At 59.9% G+C, this 17797-nt stretch carries 12 protein-coding genes; 6 read left to right on the forward strand and 6 right to left on the reverse strand.

Annotated elements, in window-relative coordinates:
• From rpmF to mutM, 3 genes are read left to right on the forward strand one after another with little or no spacing between them, the layout of a single operon-like run.
• Entirely contained in the window at window positions 1-204 is a 204-nt protein-coding gene (gene rpmF / locus D8M41_RS02845) for a 50S ribosomal protein L32 (protein WP_006887962.1), read from the forward strand.
• A gap of 17 nt (window positions 205-221) precedes the next feature.
• Window positions 222-914, forward strand: coding sequence for a ribonuclease III (gene rnc / locus D8M41_RS02850; protein ID WP_006887990.1), 693 nt, complete (start codon window positions 222-224; stop codon window positions 912-914).
• 54 nt (window positions 915-968) lie between these two features.
• Window positions 969-1952, forward strand: a complete 984-nt coding sequence (gene mutM / locus D8M41_RS02855) for a bifunctional DNA-formamidopyrimidine glycosylase/DNA-(apurinic or apyrimidinic site) lyase (protein WP_023134709.1) — start codon at window positions 969-971, stop codon at window positions 1950-1952.
• Window positions 1953-1959: 7 nt separating this feature from the next.
• Here mutM and D8M41_RS02860 read toward each other — a convergent pair whose 3' ends face one another.
• From D8M41_RS02860 to D8M41_RS02870, 3 genes are all read right to left on the reverse strand, one after another.
• On the reverse strand, window positions 1960-3096 hold the full coding sequence (locus D8M41_RS02860; RefSeq protein WP_037287257.1) for an NAD-dependent epimerase/dehydratase family protein: 1137 nt from the start codon (window positions 3094-3096) through the stop codon (window positions 1960-1962).
• Window positions 3097-3227: 131 nt separating this feature from the next.
• Complete coding sequence (locus tag D8M41_RS02865) at window positions 3228-6098, reverse strand: alpha/beta fold hydrolase (protein WP_023134712.1); 2871 nt, start codon at window positions 6096-6098, stop codon at window positions 3228-3230.
• 118 nt (window positions 6099-6216) lie between these two features.
• Window positions 6217-7278: a 3-oxoacyl-ACP synthase III gene (locus D8M41_RS02870; RefSeq protein ID WP_023134713.1), complete on the reverse strand. Its 1062-nt coding sequence runs from the start codon at window positions 7276-7278 to the stop codon at window positions 6217-6219.
• A 300-nt stretch (window positions 7279-7578) separates the two neighbouring features.
• On the opposite strand from D8M41_RS02870, the gene smc reads away from it, so the two are divergent.
• The gene (gene smc, locus D8M41_RS02875; protein ID WP_023134715.1) at window positions 7579-11157 is read left to right on the forward strand and encodes a chromosome segregation protein SMC; all 3579 of its coding nucleotides are present in this window, start codon (window positions 7579-7581) and stop codon (window positions 11155-11157) included.
• Window positions 11158-11236: 79 nt separating this feature from the next.
• On the opposite strand, the gene D8M41_RS02880 is transcribed toward smc, so the two are convergent.
• On the reverse strand, window positions 11237-12778 hold the full coding sequence (locus D8M41_RS02880) for an MFS transporter (RefSeq protein ID WP_174232404.1): 1542 nt from the start codon (window positions 12776-12778) through the stop codon (window positions 11237-11239).
• Between the two features lie 187 nt (window positions 12779-12965).
• On the opposite strand from D8M41_RS02880, the gene ftsY reads away from it, so the two are divergent.
• Window positions 12966-14069 (forward strand): signal recognition particle-docking protein FtsY, encoded by a 1104-nt coding sequence (gene ftsY / locus D8M41_RS02885; protein WP_174232415.1) that lies wholly within the window; start codon window positions 12966-12968, stop codon window positions 14067-14069.
• A 113-nt stretch (window positions 14070-14182) separates the two neighbouring features.
• Here the strand turns inward: ftsY and D8M41_RS02890 are convergent, their stop codons facing one another.
• Together D8M41_RS02890 and D8M41_RS02895 are read right to left on the reverse strand one after the other, a co-directional pair.
• A complete protein-coding gene (locus D8M41_RS02890; RefSeq protein ID WP_006887982.1) occupies window positions 14183-15367 on the reverse strand; it encodes a Fic family protein in 1185 nt (394 codons plus the stop codon).
• Window positions 15368-15463: 96 nt separating this feature from the next.
• Complete coding sequence (locus tag D8M41_RS02895) at window positions 15464-15913, reverse strand: NUDIX hydrolase (protein ID WP_126926355.1); 450 nt, start codon at window positions 15911-15913, stop codon at window positions 15464-15466.
• A 189-nt stretch (window positions 15914-16102) separates the two neighbouring features.
• Between D8M41_RS02895 and ffh the strand changes: the two genes are divergently transcribed.
• Window positions 16103-17683 (forward strand): signal recognition particle protein, encoded by a 1581-nt coding sequence (gene ffh, locus D8M41_RS02900; RefSeq protein ID WP_006887981.1) that lies wholly within the window; start codon window positions 16103-16105, stop codon window positions 17681-17683.
• Window positions 17684-17797: the final 114 nt, after the last annotated feature.

The following is a 17797-nucleotide window of genomic DNA, read 5'->3' on the forward strand; positions in this document are numbered from 1 at the left end:
GTGGCTGTTCCCAAGCGCAAAATGTCCCGCGCTAACACCCGCGCACGCCGTTCCCAGTGGAAGGCCTCTGTGCCCCCGCTGGTGAAGACCATCGAGAATGGTCGTGTGACCTACAGCCTGCCGCACCGGGCTAAGGTTGTCACCGATGCTGCGGGTAACGCCCTGTTCCTGGAGTACAAGGGCCGCAAGGTCGCCGACGCATAAATTACAGTTGGCTGCCAATGAATAACGTTCCTAGTGCATCTGACGCTAGGGAGTTGCAGAAACGTCTCGGCGTCACTATTGACGCCGAGACGTTTCTGCGCTCCCTAACACACCGTTCCTATGCTTTTGAGAATCCCGGAGTCGCCCATAATGAGCGCCTGGAATTTCTGGGAGATTCGGTGCTTTCGCTCGCTATCGCGGAGGAGGTGTTTCGCCGCTACCCGGATATGCCGGAAGGGGAGCTGGTGAAACGGCATCACGTGGTGGTGTCCACCGTGGCACTGGCAAAAGTTGCCCGTGAGCTGAGGCTGGGGCCGCATATCCGTTTGGGCAAGGGGGAGCGGCTGACCGGCGGTGCCGATAAAGACTCAATCCTTGCCGATACGATGGAAGCTATTTTCGGTGCAACCTACATGACCCTTGGCAGGGAAGCCGCCCGGGAGCTTGTGCTGCGCTTAATTGCACCGCTATTGGATGATGAGGCCGTGCTGAATTCCGGGCGTGACTGGAAGACCGATCTGCAGGAGCTGGTGGCTTCCAGGGCCTGGGGAGAAGTTCGGTATGAGGTGAGCGGCGAAGGGCCAGACCACGCACGCCACTACACGGCCAAAGCCGTGGTTGCCGGGCAAGTCGCCGGAACCGGTGAGGGCACCAGCAAGAAAGAAGCGGAACGCCTGGCGGCCGAGGCAGCCTACCGGGTGCTGCTGTGACCCTGGGCTGACGGTGCCTGTTTGCGGTTCATATGAGGCAGTAAGGAGGGCACAGTGCCTGAACTTCCCGAGGTTGAGACCGTCCGTGAGGGTGTTCAGACCCACGCCGCGAGCCTGGTCATTGAGCGTGTGCGTATTCTGGATGCACGTTCTACTCGCCGCCATGTACCGGGCACAGCAGATTTTGCCGCCCGCCTGGAAGGAACCCGCATTCACGGGGTGTATCGGCGCGGCAAATACATGTGGCTCACGCTCGCAGCCACCGGCAGGGGCGGATGCGCCTCCGGTGAGCTGCTGCCGTATGCGCTGGTCATACACCTGGGAATGAGCGGGCAGCTGCTGGTAAAAACCCCAGATTTTGCACCCGAGAAGCACCTCAAAATCGTCCTTGAACTCGAACCTGCCGATGGCGAGAGTACCGGTGAAACTACCGAATTACGGTTTGTTGATCAGCGTATCTTTGGCGGCATGTTCCTCTCGGATTTAGTGTCTGACATTCCTGCGGGTGCTTCGCTCGCTGGGGCGGAAGAAATACCGGAAGAGTTTTTGGTGCCGCAGGCCGTACAGCATATTGGGCGTGACCCTGTAGACCCGTATTTTGATCTATCGCTGATACGGGCGAAGATGCTCCGCACCGCCAGCGGCATTAAACGCCTGCTGCTAGATCAGTCCGTGGTATCCGGTATCGGGAATATTTATGCGGATGAGGCGCTGTGGCGGGCCAGGATTCACTACGCCAAATCATCCCGCACGCTTAGCGCTGCACAGACCCGGGAACTATTTGCCGCCGTGCAGCAGGTACTTACTGAAGCGCTCCGCGCCGGCGGCACCAGCTTCGATGCCCTGTACGTGAACGTCAACGGGCAGTCCGGCTATTTTGATCGGTCGCTGAACGCCTACGGGCGCGCCGGTGAGCCGTGCCGCCGCTGCCTGGATGAGGGACGCACCAGCATTATCGTGCGTGAACCGTTTATGAACCGCTCCTCATACCGGTGCCCCCACTGCCAACGTACCCCGCGCGGGCTTGACCGGAGGTAATGAACCTTTACGGCCGGGAGTACTTATCCCCGTAAAACAGGCGTAGCCGCTCATATCCTTCTTCAATTGATACGGCCGGTTCCCACCCCAGCAGTTCACGGGTGTTTCGCTGGTCAAACCAGTGCGCCGTTGACAGCTGCTCCGCTAGGAACCCCGTCATGGGAGGCTCATCACCGGCGGTCACCGAATGAGGCAGTAAAGCCCACACCTTCTCAATCAGGCGCCCGGCCACCACAGCCACCGGTGCCGGTACCGAAAAACGCGGTGCGGGAACGCCCACAGCAGTGCAGAAGCCGCTCATGAGCTCGGCAACTGTGCGCGGCTGCCCATTGGTGACCACTACAGCCCGCCCGGCAAGCGCCTCCAACCGTTCGTAACCGTGCACCACCGCGTCGGCGGCGTTATCAATGTACAGGGTGTCAATCAGCCCGGTCCCACCGGATAGAAGCGGCAGCCGCCCCGCACGGGCCCTCTCCAGGATGCGTTCCACCAGCTGCGTGTCTCCCGGGCCCCAGATCAGGTGTGGGCGCAGGGCGCCGGTGCACAGATACTTCCCGGTAGATAGCGCCGTACCGTTCATCTGCAGCACCGCTTTCTCCGCCACCGCCTTTGACCTGGCATAGTTGCCGCGCGCGTGTTCGGGGGAGGCATCCCCGTTCCCTGCACCAACAAGTGCCGCTCCGGCGTGCGCTACCGACGGGGAGGAAATATACAGAAATTTGGGGATTGCATGCTCAACCGCAGCATCCAGCAGGCTCTTGGTGCCCTCAATATTCACCCGTTCATAGTCGCGCCAGTCACCGGAGACCGATACTTTCGCGGCTGCGTGCACAATACCGTTCACACCTGTCAGCGCCTGCTCAATGGCTTGCCGGTTGGTGAGGGAACCCCGCACCTGCTCGAACCTGGGACGAATAGTATCCGGCAGCAGGGCGGCTATCCCCGAATCTGAGCGTTGAAACACCCGCACAGTGTACCCGGCACGCAATAGGGCCAGCGCAGACTCGCGGCCCAGCATGCCGCTGGCACCGGTCAGCAGCACACGCTCTGCGTTGCTCGGGGCAAAATCTGATTCTTCAACGGGCCGTAACGAACGGGGAGATGGGTCAGTGTAGCGTGCCGCCAGGGGAGCGGGGTTAGTCATCATCGCCTCCGAAAGATTATGTATCACTATGTAGTGTATTTGTGGTGTGTACGCAGGGCACAGGCACCGGATAGGAGAAAGTTTGAAGGGGGTATGCAGACACCAGGGTGTAGCGCATAAAATGCGCTATATTATGCTCCGGCAAGTACCTTCTGAGCCCACGCGCTCAAGGCGGTTCGGTCAATTTTAGAGTTATGCCGAATGTCCGTGGGGTGCTCACGTACTACCAGCACAGCCGCCAGCTCAATACCCGTATCTTCCTTCACCCGTTCCCGCACTGCACGGCTCAGGGCAAGGGGCGCCTGCCCCTGCTTGAGCGCACGGTCGGTGGCCTCAATCACCAGTACCGCGGCGGCGGCACCGTCCGGGCCCACCGCCACCAGCGCGGCGCGGCGCACCTCAGCTAGAGTTTCTGCGGACTGCTCAGCAGCCACCGGGGTGAGCACACCCTGAGCGGTGAGAAGCACATGCGCCAGCCGCCCCTCAACCCACAAACGGCCGGAAGCGTCCAGATGCCCAACATCACCGGTGTGGTGCCAGCCGGGAGTAGAGATTGACTCTTCTTCAGTAACCCACAGGGTGTCGTAGCGGTCTTTCACATGCGGCGCCGAGACAAGAATTTCGCCGGTGACACCGGGCTTGCGGGTGGTCTCAGCCGCAGGAATCCCGTCGTCCTGCAACGCGGCGATTGCTACTGCCGCACCGTACACGGGGTAGCCCACACATACCCCGTCTTTGGCGAACGGGTCAAGGACATCACCCTGAGAGTTCGGGGCACCCTCAGAAATCGCCTGCTGAATCATCTCAAACGAAACATCGGTTACGGGCAGTCCCTCAGTCATCCCATACGGGGTGTGCAGGGAGGCGTTAGGCACCAGCTGGGAGAGCGCCTGCAACAGAGGAACGGGAATCGGCGCCCCTGCCGAGAGCACAGTGGTGACCTTCGCCAGGGCGGAACGCTGCGGCTCGGTCAGCTCCTTCGCGGTAGCCACCACGTTCACCAGTGCCGCCGGTGAGGCGAACACCGTGGAGGCGTCAATGGCTTCAGCTGCTGAGGCCAACGCGGTCGCCGTCAAGGTTTTCGGCTTGGTCACATCCATTTTGGGGGTCACGCTGGTGGCCCCCAGGGCCGGGCCAAGAAGGGCGAACGGGGCGAAACCCGCCACCAGGGCTGACCCTTCCTCGAAACCGTACGTATGAGCGATCGCATCGCGCATCCCTGCCAGCTGCCGCTGCGTGTACACCACGCCCTTGGCCGGACCAGTCGAACCGGAGGTGTAGAGCACCGCCGCATCCGCATCCGGGGCGGGGGCAGGGAACTCTACGGTGCCGGTCTGATTCTTCTGCGCCACTGCGAATACAGAGCCGCTCACACCAAGCAGCCGTTCCTGGAAAGCGTTTAACGGCTCAACTGAGATACGCTGACCCGGCCACAGCAGCGAGCGGGCAGCAGCGAGCGCAGCAGGAATACCCACAATGAACTGCGGGTTAGCGCCCTTGAGCGCACGGGTGAGGCCCTTCAAACCCAGCCCGGTGTCAGCCACCACAATGACCGCACCCAGTTTCAAACAGGCGTAGATAAGGGTGGTGAGGCGGGACCCGGGCGGAACCATGAGGTTCACGCGATCACCGGGGCGCACCCCCAGCTCGTGAAGCTGAGCAGCTGCAGCATCTACCCTATCAGCCAGCTGCTCCCAGGTGAGCTGAACCGCCACCTGGGTGCCGTCGCCTTTGGTATCCATATCGACCACAGCCAGAGAAGTGTCGTGAGCGCGTTCGGTGAGTGCCGCTAGTATGGGCCGGAACCCGGTGTTATGGGGGGTATCGCCACGGTGGAGATGGTCAAGTTCTTGCCGGGCTTTGCGGTGCGCCGCCTCAGCGTTAACCGGCTCCTGGAGGGCGCCCTCGGCGAGTACCCCGAAGTTCTGCCCCAGCCAGCTGAAGATGGGGGCAGCAATATCGTAATCTTCCGCCAGAAGATGTGAGGCTTTCTCGTAGCGGTGTACTTTTGCCTGCGGCATGCGGCGCATCAGGTCAAAAAGGTAGCGACGCTGAAATACGGGGTCTTTAGTGCCCCACTGGAAGAACGCGGGGACCTTTAGCTCACGAATACCTTCGGCGATACGCACCATATGTTTGTAGGATGGAATGTCGGCACCTGTGGGGATATCACCCACGAAGTTGCGGATACCCTCACGCCATGCCGGATGCGCGTAGGGGGCGCGGTAGGTGCGCCGGATACCTTCGTCAAGCTTATACGGATACAGGGCACGCGGCTGGTGCACGGTGGGGCCAGCCAACGCGGCTTCAGCAGCGCCCGGGGTGCCTGGATCCGGCAGGCGCCCCCGGTTTTGTGCCAGCCCCAGGGTCACGTCAAGGAACGCGGTGGAGTCTTTTGTGCCCAGCTCATGAACGCTCAGGGCGAGCCGCAGCGGCGCCGGTATACGTTCAATACCGTCGTGGTAAACAGCGGTGTTTGTGAGCATCACCCCTGAGAGGATGCTCTTGTGCTCAAGAGCCCAGCCTAAAGACACCAGCCCGCCCCAGTCATGCGCCAGGATTACTAGCGGCTGTTTGGTCTCATCCAGCCCGGTTTCGCGCGTAAAATCACCCAAATCCGCGATACGGTCTTCAAGGGAACGCCTCTCACCCTCCAAATCGAGGTGGGTGCGTTCGGAGTAGCCCATATCAATCTGATCCACCGCCACCACGCGCCACGGGTTTTCGGTGTTCACCCCGGCGTCAAGCACGGTGCGCCACAGGTACGACCAGGTGGGGTTCCCGTGCACGCACAGCACCGTACCGATCGGTTCAAGCCCCTGCTGCTGAAGCACCGGCAGGTTGTCCAGGTAGTGCCAGCGGCGTGCCTGCGCCTGATTGGCGCGGGCCTCAATGGGGGCGGTGGTGGGCACCTCAAGCCTGTGCGAGTAGCGGGGATCAACACCCGTCCACTCTTGAGGGTTGTACGTTGGCTGGGTTTTGGGGAAGTTCAGGTGGCGCATAGAACCGTGTCCTTGCTCTCTTTACGCTGTATAACCGGTGATTTTGCTATGTGGGTGGGTTGCGGTGGTGTGTGTCGGGGAGCCTCACTGCCGAGGCTCCCCGCGGTACATCATATGGTTACCAGGTGATTTCCATGAGCGCTGTGTTAAGCCCCGAACCCACACCCATACACAAAATCCGATCACCTTTAGCGTAGGTGGGTGCGTACTCGGCCAGGGTCATCGGCAGCGCCGCCGCCGCCACATTACCCCAGCGGGGGAAAGTCAACGGAATACGTTCCCGCTCAATACCGACCGCCTCAATAATGGCGTTCGTGTGGGCGTTCGAAATCTGGTGGGTCACATAGGAGGTCATGCTGCCCCAGTCCCAGCCGTCCTGATGCGCCTGCTCCCACGCCTGCGCCACCAGCTCCAAGCCGTGCTCCAGCAGCCCGGCAGCATCGGTGTTCATTCCCTGGTCAGCTTCGCCGCCGATGCACAAATCACGGTGCTCCGTACCTGCCCGCGACACAGAGCCCACAATACGGTGCCCGTTGGGGTGCTCATCCGCCCGGCCTATTACGGCTGCTGCCGCACCCGAGCCGAGGGTGAGGGTGGCGAACTGCGCGAGCACATCATCGCGGGAAGTATTGGGCTGGTTTAGGATGCGCAAGGCGGTACGGTGCCAGGGGGAAGGGTCCTCACCGGCCACAACCAGGGCGTACTCGATAGCGCCCGAGTCGATCATGGTCGCTGCCACCGTCATGGCGTTCACAAACCCCAGGCAGGCGTTTGTAATATCGAAGTTCAAAGCGTGCCGCGGCAGGTTAAGGCGGTCGTGAACACCCACCGAGACGGCGGGTTCAAAATTATCGCGCGTCACCGAGGCGTTAATCATTAAACCGATACGGTTCCTGTCAATACCGGCGGAGGAGATCGCCTTCTCAGCGGCGGCAACCGCGCCGTCCTCAAAGGTCTGCCCCTGCGCCCAGCCACGCCGTTCACTAATGCCAGCCAGCCGCTCCAACAGGCCCTTGGGCATGCGCAACCGCTTGTAGGTGTCTGCCAGCTGCTCATCAAAGTAGTCGCTCGAAACCACCAAGGGCGGTAGCTCGTTCTCAATCGAAAGTAGCGCCGCATTGCGGTGGCGGATATCGGAGTTCGCCCCTGATCCGGGCGAAGCAGCGTTTTGTGCAGACATAATGCCTTCGTATGTTTTGGACAGTACTATTTCGTTCACGAAAGAAGGGGAGCTTGTGCGCTCCCCGCCTCAGTGTTGGTTACTTAAAATTTACCCTACCAAGGCCCGTATCAGTTATTAGGGCGGGCATATAAAACCCGTCAGAAAGAGTAATAAGCACCACCCGTTCACTGCGGGCGTAGGCCAGTAACCCTACGCCCCAAGTATAGCCGCCGGGCCCGCCAAATCCTGATACGTTAACCTTATAGGTAGCTGAAAATCACGGCTGGGCCGAAAACCACTACCGGAAGGATACTCCCCGTGCACCTGCATTCGCTCACCCTGCGCGGTTTCAAATCCTTCGCCTCCGCCACCACGTTCGAGTTCACCCCCGGCATTAACGCGGTGGTGGGTCCGAACGGTTCAGGCAAATCAAATATTGTGGATGCGCTCGCCTGGGTCATGGGAGAACAAGGCGCTAAAAGCCTGCGCGGCGGGTCCATGCAGGATGTTATCTTCGCCGGGGCCGGAGCCGAACAGGGCGGTAAATCAGCACTGGGGCGGGCAAAGGTGAGCCTGCGCATCGACAACTCAGACGGGGCGCTGACGATCCCCTCAGCAGAGGTCGAAATTTCCCGCACCATGTTCCGCGCCGGCGGCAGTGAATACGAGATTAATGGTTCCCCGGCCCGGCTGTCCGATGTGCAAGACCTGCTGTCTGAGGCGGGCCTGGGGCCTGAGATGCACGTGCTGATCGGCCAAGGGCAGCTGGATAAGATTCTGCACGCCTCCGCCGCTGAACGCCGCGAGGTGATCGAAGAGGCCGCCGGAATCCTCAAATACCGCCGTCGTCAAGATAAAACAGCACGTAAACTTGAGGCGATGAGCGCGAACCTCACCCGGCTCAACGACCTAGCAGCCGAGCTGCAGAGCCAGCTTAAACCGCTGGGGGAGCAGGCCGAATCTGCTGCGGCAGCACGTGAACTGCAGGCGCGTATCCGTGAGCTCAACGCGCTGCTGATTGCCCGCCAAGCCCACGCCCTTGATGGCTTATTAGACGCTGAGCGTGAGCGGGGCGCCGCAGCCGCCGAACACGCCGAGCAGCTGCAGCAGCAGTGGTCACAAGCCCACGCCGACGGCCTGGAACACGATACGCACCTTGAATCTTTACGCGCCACCCAGGCGGCTCACGCCGAGCAGCTTTCGCACCTGAACCAGCTGCTCACCCGCACGCATGCCACCGCCTCCGTGGCTGCCGAACGCGCAAAAACCGGGCAGCAAAACGCAGATATGACCGGTTACGACGCCGAAGTCAACAGGGCAGCAGAGCGCATGGAGGCCGACGAGCAGGCGCTGACCCAAAGCACCGCAGCCCTTGAGCAGGCCCGCGAAGCACTTCAACAGGCTGCCGAGGTCGCCGAATCGGCGCGCGCCCAGGTGCAGAGTATCGAGCAGAAGCTCACCGCCCACGCCGCCGCAGCCCAGCAGGAGCGCCAGCGCCGTGCCGAACTCACCGAAGCCGCCGCCGTGGCACGCGCCGGGTACGAGCGGGCCAACGATGAGGAAACGAACCGCAGGGCAGAGGTGGAACAGCTCACCGCAGAAGCAGCCGGAATCGCTGGTCAACGCGCCGAAGCTGAGGCCGCCCGCACCGCAGCCGAGGCCGAACATGACGCCCACGAGCATCGTCTTACGAAGATCCGTCAAGAGCGCATGAGCGCAGAGGAAAAACGTGACGCCGCTCGGGAAGAAGCCGCCCGCATCGCCCAAGAAGCAGCAGGTGCCCGCGAGCGCGCCGCTACCCTGCGTGAAGCTCTCGGCACCCACCTGAACCAGGAGGAACCACAGGGGGCGTCAAACCCCGCAGCCGAGAACCTGCTGCGTGTTCTGGACGTTATCACCATCGAACCAGGCTGGGAAAAAGCCGCCGCCTCCGCCCTGGCGCAGCTGGCAACCGCCGCACTGAACGCGCCCAGAACAGCCAGCATCTCACGCATCCTCCCCGCGGGCTCACCAAACAGTGCTCCTGAAAAGCACCCCGAACCCATGATGCCGCCAACCGTAAAAGCCTATGCTGCACACAACATCATCACCATACGCGCCGAAGACCCCGCCGGTACCGGCCCCAAACCGCTGCGGAAAGCAGAAACCCAGGCCCTGAAAGCGGCACTCGACGAACAGCTTGCGGGAGTCTACTGTGCTCCCACCGCGCACCACGCCCGCGCAGCACTTAAAGCGGGGGCCCGCCTAGCAATAGATACGCACGGTATCGTGTACTCGCGCCACGCTGAGCTGCACCCCGATGCGGGGGCCAGCGCCCTCGAACTGGCCGCCGCCGCCCGCACAGCGCAAGAGCACGCCGAGGCTACCGCCCGTCTAGCCCAGCACGCCGCCCAGAAGCTCGCAGCCGCAGAGAAAAAGCTCGCCGAAACACTCACCACTGAACGAGATACCGCCAAAACCCTGGGGCAGGCGCGTGCCGCACTGAGCGCCGCCCAAACCGCGCAAGAACGCATTACTGTTCGTGGTGAAAGCATGGATGCGGAACTGCGCCGCGCCCAAGAACGACTCGAAACCGCCCGCACAGCAGCACGTCTAGCGAACGAAACCTACGCTCATGCCCGAGCCGAACTTGACGCCCACGAAACCGCGCAGCAGCACCCCGCAGAGGCGGCGCAAACGCACCCGCCCACCACGCAACAGGCCCTAGAAGCCGAGCTGGCTGCTGCGCGTGATGCCCACACGCAGGCAGAAAAAACCCGCCAAGAAGCCCACTCTGTTATGGTGCGCATCGAAGCGGAATACGCAGCAGCACAAACAGCCCTCACCCGCGCTCAAGACCTGCACCAGCGCGCCATCAGCACCCGGCAGAACGCCCACGCTGCGGTTGCTCACACCCAGCGCGTGGCACAGCGCGCCCAGGGTACACACGCCCGTGCCCTCGCCCTCGCCCACGCTCTTGAACACGAAATAGCAAAGCTGCGCCAACATATTGCCGACACCACCGGCGAAATCGAAAAAATAACGGCCCAGCGCACCAAAAACCGTGCCGAACAGCAAGAGCTTGAAACCGCCCGCGCCGCAGCCCTCACCCTCGCCGCTCGAAGCGAAACCGACATTGCGCGCATCGAAACCCGCCGTGAGAACCTGGCCGAACGAGCCCAGCTGCTCACCAGCCTCACCCTTGATGAGATCACCGCCGCCCACCCGCAGGCTGCGACAGGGGACGAAGAAGTCAGCGAAGAAACCCTCAAAGAGCGCCTCACCGCCACCGAAGCCGAGCTCCGCCGGCTAGGCAGCGTCAACCCGCTAGCACTCGAAGAATATGAGGCGCTCACCGAGCGGCACAGCTACCTCCGTGAACAGATCGCAGACCTCAAAAAGTCCCGTGCCGATCTGAACACTGTTATGGACGAAGTCACCAGCCGCATCACCGAAGTGTTCACCGCCGCGCTCGCCGACATTAACGAGCATTATGAGCATATTTTCGCCACGCTTTTCCCGGGCGGTCAGGGGCGGCTAGAACTCACAGACCCCGAAGACACCCTCAACTCGGGTATCGAGATTTTTGCGCGGCCCGCCGGCAAAAAAGTTAAACGTCTCTCGCTCCTCTCAGGCGGTGAACGGTCGTTAGCGTCCCTGGCTCTGCTCATTGCTATTTTCATGGCTCGCCCCAGCCCCTTCTACGCCCTTGACGAGGTGGAAGCAGCCCTTGACGACCGCAACCTGGGGCGTCTGCTTGAGGTGATTGAGCAGCTGGGGCAGCGCTCGCAGCTGATTCTGATCACGCACCAGAAACGCACAATGCAGGTGGCACAAACCCTGTACGGGGTGTCGATGCGTGAGGGGGTTTCAACCGTTATTTCGCAGAGCGTGGAGGAGCTGCGTGAGCTTCTCTAACGTTTTCTGCGCACAAAACATGTGGGCTTAAGAATACTTCCGAGTATTCTTTAAGCCCACATGTTTTGTGAATGTTCCTTTACTTCCCGGTATAGTTCTCATCCGCCAGTTCGCTGGGCCAGCGCGGGGTGCGGAACGGCAGCCAGGTGAGCGAAGCCGCCAGGAGCAAACCTCCGCAGAGCATGAACGCGGGCGTAAACCCCCACGTATCGGCGACGGCACCGGCGAGAAGCGGACCCAGAATCATGCCGAAGTCACTGTGCATTTGGAAGGTCGCAAGCACGGGCGCACCGTCGCGTTTACCGCCGATCACATCGGCAACAGAAGCCTGCAGCGAGGGCGTGATCAGTGCAGCACCGGCCCCCATGCCCACGATCAGGGCTATGAGCATCCAGGGCGCCGAAGAAATACCAATGGTTGAAATGGCGGTTCCGGCGATCAGCAAACCGATAAAAATCATGATGCGCCGCCCCAGGCTGTCAGATAGACGCCCCGAAACGGTTTGGGTGAGAGCATTGGCTAACGAACCAACCGCCATCACCGTAGAGGCAAGGACGGTTCCCTCCGATGCCTTAGACGCATCGCCGCCCGTCGCTAAATATGCCGCGAGCAGCGGAATCAGGGAGGACTGTATGCCTAAAACCGCCCAGCCAATTGTGAAGTTCGTGAAAAGCGCTGAGCGGTAGTTCGTAAATTTGAGTGCCTGCCGAACGGTCATAACGGCTGGTGTGGGGGTTTTCTGCTGAGACGGCTCCTGCCCCGATGCGGAATTCCGGCCTGAGGCTGGTGCATCGGCTGCAGGAACACCGGTCGTACCGGGCTTGTCGGCATCAGGTGAAGCGCTGGGGGCAACATCATGCTGGGCGGGAAGACTGTACGCCTCACGTTCAGCATCGATCTGATCTGCCGGAGGCAGCATAAACCACACGATAGCCCCAGCCACCAGCAGAGAGCAGCCGTAGAGAGCGAACGGCAGGCGCATCCCCAAGCCGCTGAGTGCGCCGCCAACGACCGGCCCCATAATGTTCCCAAGCAGGAATGCGGTAGCGTAGTATCCCGAAACCCGCCCGCGCATATGCGACGGCGCTAAACGCACCAAAAGACCCATCGCAGAAACCGTGAACATGACCGAACCGATACCTGCGAACGCACGCGAAGCCAGCAGCACCCAGTAATCCCAGGCGGCGGCATTTACGAAGGACGAAACCGCCACAATAATCATGCCGCAGGTGTAGATTGGGCGCTCGCCAAACCGGGAGATAAGCTTGCCCGCACTCGGCGCGAAGGCTAACCGCATGGCTGCTAATGCCGAGACCACAATCGTTGTTGCCGTAACACCCACATTAAAGCTACGCGCAAAACTGGGAAGTACCGGTGCCACAAGCCCGTACCCGAGGGCGATCATGAACGACGCGGCGATGAGAACTTTAAGGCCGGTGGGAATTTTGCCGCCCTGAACAGTTTCCCGCGTGCGAGTAAAACGGATGCGCCGCCCGGTTTCTTCTTCGATGGTGGCGGTGCCCAGAGCGTCCGCGCCGGGGGTGATAATGGGCAGCGAACCGGTGGTGGTGCTGGGGTGGTCGCAGTGATTGTTACGTTCGGGTGTTGTGGGTTCTGGCATTATCCTTCTTCGCTGATGTATCTGTGTGCCCGATGCGCTAATGGGCAGGCGTGAGCTGGTGCTGGTGTGCTGGCGTTTTCTACAATCGCTAGTCTACTCCTGCCCGGGGTTTATCTGCACGATTCATCTCCTAGAAACACTGTGTTGGGAGAGTGTGAACCGGTAAGCTAGTAGTGTGAATGAAACTATGTGGATAATCCTTGCAATTGTGCTGGGCGTGCTGGTTCTTATCGGTGTGCTCTTTGCGTTTTTGCGTTCCCCGAAGGCGCCTCGCGGCGGGTACCCGAGCACCCGCGACGCCGATGATACCGGCGGTGCCAAAGAGCCTGAGGGTGAAGAACCGCAGGAGCCGGGGGTTGAGACTCCCGCGCCGGTTGCGGGGCGTCTGGTGCGGCTGCGTGCCCGTTTGGCACGGTCGAACAACATGCTGGGCAAGGGGCTTTTGGCTCTGCTCTCACGAGATCGCATTGATCAGGATGTCTGGGACGAGGTCGAAGAGACTCTGCTCATGGCGGATCTGGGGGCTGAGCCGACCACCCGCCTGGTGGAGGCGCTTCAGAAGCGGGTGCGTGTGGAGGGTACCGATAACCCTGCCGCCGTGAAGAAGATGCTTCATGAGGAGCTTCTTGAGATTATTGGCCCCACGATGGATCGTGAGCTAAAGACCGAAGGCACCGACGGCAACCCCGGCGTGGTGCTTGTGGTCGGCGTGAACGGCGTGGGGAAGACCACGACGGTCGGTAAGATCGCCCGCGTGATGGTCGCAGACGGGGATTCGCTTCTGCTGGGTGCGGCTGATACTTTCCGTGCTGCGGCTTCCGAACAGCTGACGACCTGGGGCGACCGCGTGGGCGTGAAAACTGTGCGCAGCGAGAAGGAAGGCGCTGATCCCGCCTCTGTTGCCTTCGACGCGGTGAAGACCGCTAAAGCTGAGGGCATCGGCACGGTTCTGGTTGATACTGCGGGTCGTCTGCAGAATAAGGCCGGTCTGATGGATCAGCTCGGCAAGATCAAACGCGTGATTGAGAAGGAAGCCCCCGTGACCGAGGTGCTTCTGGTGATTGACGCAACCACCGGGCAGAACGGTATGGTGCAGGCGAAGGTCTTCGGCGAAATCGTGGACGTGACCGGTATTGTGCTCACCAAGCTCGACGGCACCGCGAAGGGCGGCATCGTGGTGGCCATCCAGGAAGAATTGGGTGTTCCCGTCAAGCTTGTGGGACTCGGCGAAGGCCCGGACGACCTGGCACCTTTCGACCCCGAAGGCTTCGTGGATGCGCTCCTCGACTAGCTGCCTATAAATAACCGCATGCGGCGCCCCCGATAGGAAATAACCTCCAGGTGGAGGGGTAAAAATTTCCGGCCGGGGGCGCTGCGTGTTTTAGAATCAGGGTGGTAGCAGTCTTATAACTTTTGCGGGATGGGCATAAATGCGCTCATAATTTCCGCATTGGAGGACCAGGTTTTATTTTCATGCATGCGCACTAGCCCCAGTGCTTCAAGCGCCCTGAGGTCACGGGTAATAATGCGTGTTTCATGGCCTGCATATAACTCTGCAAGTTCAATGTTCAGATGGCGTATATCGGCTTGGGTGTACCGTTTCCCCGTCTCCATAGTGAGCACCATCTTTAGTCGACGTTCTTTCGCTTTGCCAGCTGGTTCACCGTGGAACCGCTCATGCACGTAGCTTTCCCAGGCAATGAGGACTTGGTGCGACCTGACCCTATCAATTTGTTCCCGTAACATGTCTACCAAACCCTCAGCGGCATACTGTACCAGCCCGTCAATATCGTTCTTTTGCGAGGCTGCAGCAAGCTTCTGGTAATACCGGGTGCGGGTTCGGTTGTAGTGATCGGATAGAAGGTTTGAAGCCACCCAAGGTACCACACCACTGTGTGCTAGGATCGCCACTTCAAGAAGGCGTGCGGTGCGTCCATTGCCGTCACCAAAAGGGTGGATCCATACTGAGTACAGGTGCCCTATAACGGCTCCAAAAAATGCGTGGTAAAAGCGCACATCTTCGGAGAGGTCAGGGTCTTGGGATGGCTTAATAAAACTCTCATTGAGCCAGTCGCATAGGCGATCCACTAAATAGGGGACGTCTTCTGGAGGCGCCGCACGGTAGCTGCCAACAACTAGTGACTGTGTGGTGTACTCACCGGGAACTACACCGTTGGCTACCTCCAGTCCATCTAAAACCTTGATATTTTGTTCTTTAAGCCAGACGGCTGATAGCTCGAATCCGGGTGAGCCACGCCCCTCAGTATCGATAGTGTCTAACGCACGCGCCACGTTGCGGATTTCCTGTTCCAAATAATCCTGTGAGGGTGGTAGCTGTTTTCCTTCATGCAGGATTTGCTGGGCTTCACGTTCGGTGAGCGTGTTCCCCTCAATGGCGACAGTCGCCAGGGAACCCTTGGTGAGTACAAATGACGCCAAATCTTGGGCGATAGCCGGTTTAATAGGAATCCCTGCTAGGTGCTGGCATTTTGAGTATGCTTCTCCCAGCTTTGCCCATAACTGGTTAAGATGTGGCCCGTACTGGAAAGTAATCCAGGGGTGAGTTTTGAGATACCGACGATCCTCCATAGTGCTAATCGTATCTAACTTTCCTTTATTTTGGCAAAGATGCTGGCATCAACTGTGGCGGATTCAAGACGGAGATTTTGAGCTTTTATATAAGCTTTATTCGACGGTAGCGATATGGGTGAGTTCCCCATCCCACTGCGGTAGCTCATGTGTAAGAAACTCTGGTTTGAGCGGATAATCCGCTAGGGATTGAAGCGGCAGCCACACGCAGGGGTAGTGGTGCCCTTCGTCGCGGGTGGTTATTGGGACCGCTTCAGAATCAACATCTACGAGGTAGTGGAATTCGATGCGGTGGTTCGGCATACCGTGCACCTCGAAAAGGTGCTCTCCCACGAACGCAAGCTGCCGAACCGTGCAGTCGATACCTAGTTCTTCGCGTATTTCGCGGCGTACCGCATCCGTGCTGTGCTCACCGACGTGCACTGCGCCGCCGGGTACAAAGTATTTGTTGTGGTGACTGTAGGTGAGAAGTTTTCCCGCGTGCATGATCAGCGCCGAGGCTCGCACCCCGTATTGGTGTCCTGCAGCTGTCGTCCGAAAGTCCATACCTCTATTATGTGGCTGTGTGCTGTTGTGTGGTTTCGCCAAACGCTCATTAAAGGGTGCTATTGTCAGCATATTAGGGCATATCCTGTATCCTTGTAGATTGATTACCCATGTTAAAGATGCGGGCTGGTGCGGCCATAATATTGCCGTGTGTCCCGCTCACCGACGTATAGAAAGTGACCACGGCTCGTGTTCAATTCGCTCTCAGACCGGTTGACGGCAACCTTTAAAAACCTGCGCGGCAAGGGACGCCTCTCAGAGGCTGATATTGATGCGACCGTGCGGGAGATCCGGCGTGCGCTGCTGGATGCGGACGTCGCCGTTCCGGTGGTGCGTGAGTTCGTTGCGCATGTGAAGGAGCGTGCGCTCGGTGCGGAAGTGTCGGAGGCTCTGAACCCCTCGCAGCAGATCGTGAAGATCGTCAATGAGGAGCTGGTGGGTATTCTGGGTGGGCAGACTCGCCGTATTAATATGGCGAAGAGCGGCCCCACCATTATTATGCTCGCTGGTTTGCAGGGTGCCGGTAAAACCACGCTGGCGGGTAAGCTGGCGAAGTGGCTGAAGGGTCAGGGGCACACCCCCATCCTGGTAGCATCTGATTTGCAGCGCCCAAATGCGGTGACCCAGCTGAAGATTGTGGGTGAACGCGCGGGTGTACCTGTTTTTGCGCCTCACCCGGGTGTGACTAGTGAGTTCGACACCCCCACCGGTGACCCGGTGCAGGTGGCCCGAGACGGTGTGGCTGAGGCGCGTGCGAAGCTGCATGACGTGGTGATTGTTGATACTGCTGGCCGCTTGGGTGTGGATGCTGAGCTCATGCAGCAGGCACGTAATATTCGTGATGCTATTGAGCCGCAAGAAGTGCTGTTCGTGATTGATGCGATGATCGGCCAGGATGCGGTGAACACCGCGAACGCCTTCAACGAGGGTGTGGACTTCACCGGTGTGGTGCTTTCCAAGCTTGATGGTGACGCCCGCGGCGGTGCGGCGCTTTCGGTTGCTTCGGTGACCGGCAAACCGATTATGTTTGCCTCCACGGGTGAGAACGTGGGTGACTTTGAGCAGTTCCACCCCGACCGCATGGCCAGCCGCATCCTTGATATGGGCGATATTCTGACCCTGATCGAGCAGGCTGAGGCTAACTGGGACAAGGCTGAAGCCGACCGTATGGCGAAGAAGTTCATTGACCAGGAAGACTTCACGTTTGAGGATTTCTTGGCGCAGATGCAGCAGATTCGCAAGCTTGGTTCTATGAAGAAGCTTCTGATGATGATGCCCGGCGCGGCACAGATCCGTCAGCAGTTGGAGGCTTTTGATGAGCGTGAAATTGACCGGGTTGAGGCTATTGTGCGTTCAATGACTCCGCATGAGCGCGTGGCCCCGAAGATTATTAATGGTTCCCGCCGTGCGCGTATTGCGAAGGGTGCGGGTGTTACCGTCTCTGAGGTGAATCAGCTCATGGAGCGTTTCGCTCAGGCTCAGAAGATGATGAAGAAGCTTGCCGCCGGTAAGATGTCCGGTGTTCCCGGCGGTATGCAGATGCCCGGTATGGCGGCTGCTGGCGGCGGTAACCGTAAGAAGAACAAGAAGAATAATAAGAAGAAGGGGTCGCGTTCGGGCAACCCTATGAAGCGCGCACAGCAGGAGGCGCAGGCGCAGCAGGCGGAGAAAGCCCGTCAGGGCGCTGCCTTTGGGCAGCAGACGCAGCAGCAGGAGCTTGACCTTGCGGATATGAACTTGCCTAAGGGCTTTGAGAAGTTCTTGAAGTAGAGCTCAACGTACTGTGTTAGCCCAGATTTGGCGCTCAGCCGAATAGGGTGTCTGGCCGTGGTGCTGGTGAGAGAATATTGACATTAGACGGGTTGCTGAGGCCCGTGCCCTAAG

This window comes from Rothia sp. HSID18069, from assembly GCF_003989155.1.
GTDB lineage: Bacteria > Actinomycetota > Actinomycetes > Actinomycetales > Micrococcaceae > Rothia > Rothia aeria.

What these genes read in the sequence shown, in the direction of transcription:
- D8M41_RS02895 (WP_126926355.1), bottom strand. Translation starts at nt 15,913, where the DNA reads ATGGACTTTCGGACGACAGCTGCAGGACACCAATACGGGGTGCGAGCC.
- ftsY (WP_174232415.1), top strand. Translation starts at nt 12,966, where the DNA reads ATGTGGATAATCCTTGCAATTGTGCTGGGCGTGCTGGTTCTTATCGGT.
- D8M41_RS02890 (WP_006887982.1), bottom strand. Translation starts at nt 15,367, where the DNA reads ATGGAGGATCGTCGGTATCTCAAAACTCACCCCTGGATTACTTTCCAG.
- D8M41_RS02880 (WP_174232404.1), bottom strand. Translation starts at nt 12,778, where the DNA reads ATGCCAGAACCCACAACACCCGAACGTAACAATCACTGCGACCACCCC.
- D8M41_RS02860 (WP_037287257.1), bottom strand. Translation starts at nt 3,096, where the DNA reads ATGACTAACCCCGCTCCCCTGGCGGCACGCTACACTGACCCATCTCCC.
- D8M41_RS02870 (WP_023134713.1), bottom strand. Translation starts at nt 7,278, where the DNA reads ATGTCTGCACAAAACGCTGCTTCGCCCGGATCAGGGGCGAACTCCGAT.
- rnc (WP_006887990.1), top strand. Translation starts at nt 222, where the DNA reads ATGAATAACGTTCCTAGTGCATCTGACGCTAGGGAGTTGCAGAAACGT.
- D8M41_RS02865 (WP_023134712.1), bottom strand. Translation starts at nt 6,098, where the DNA reads ATGCGCCACCTGAACTTCCCCAAAACCCAGCCAACGTACAACCCTCAA.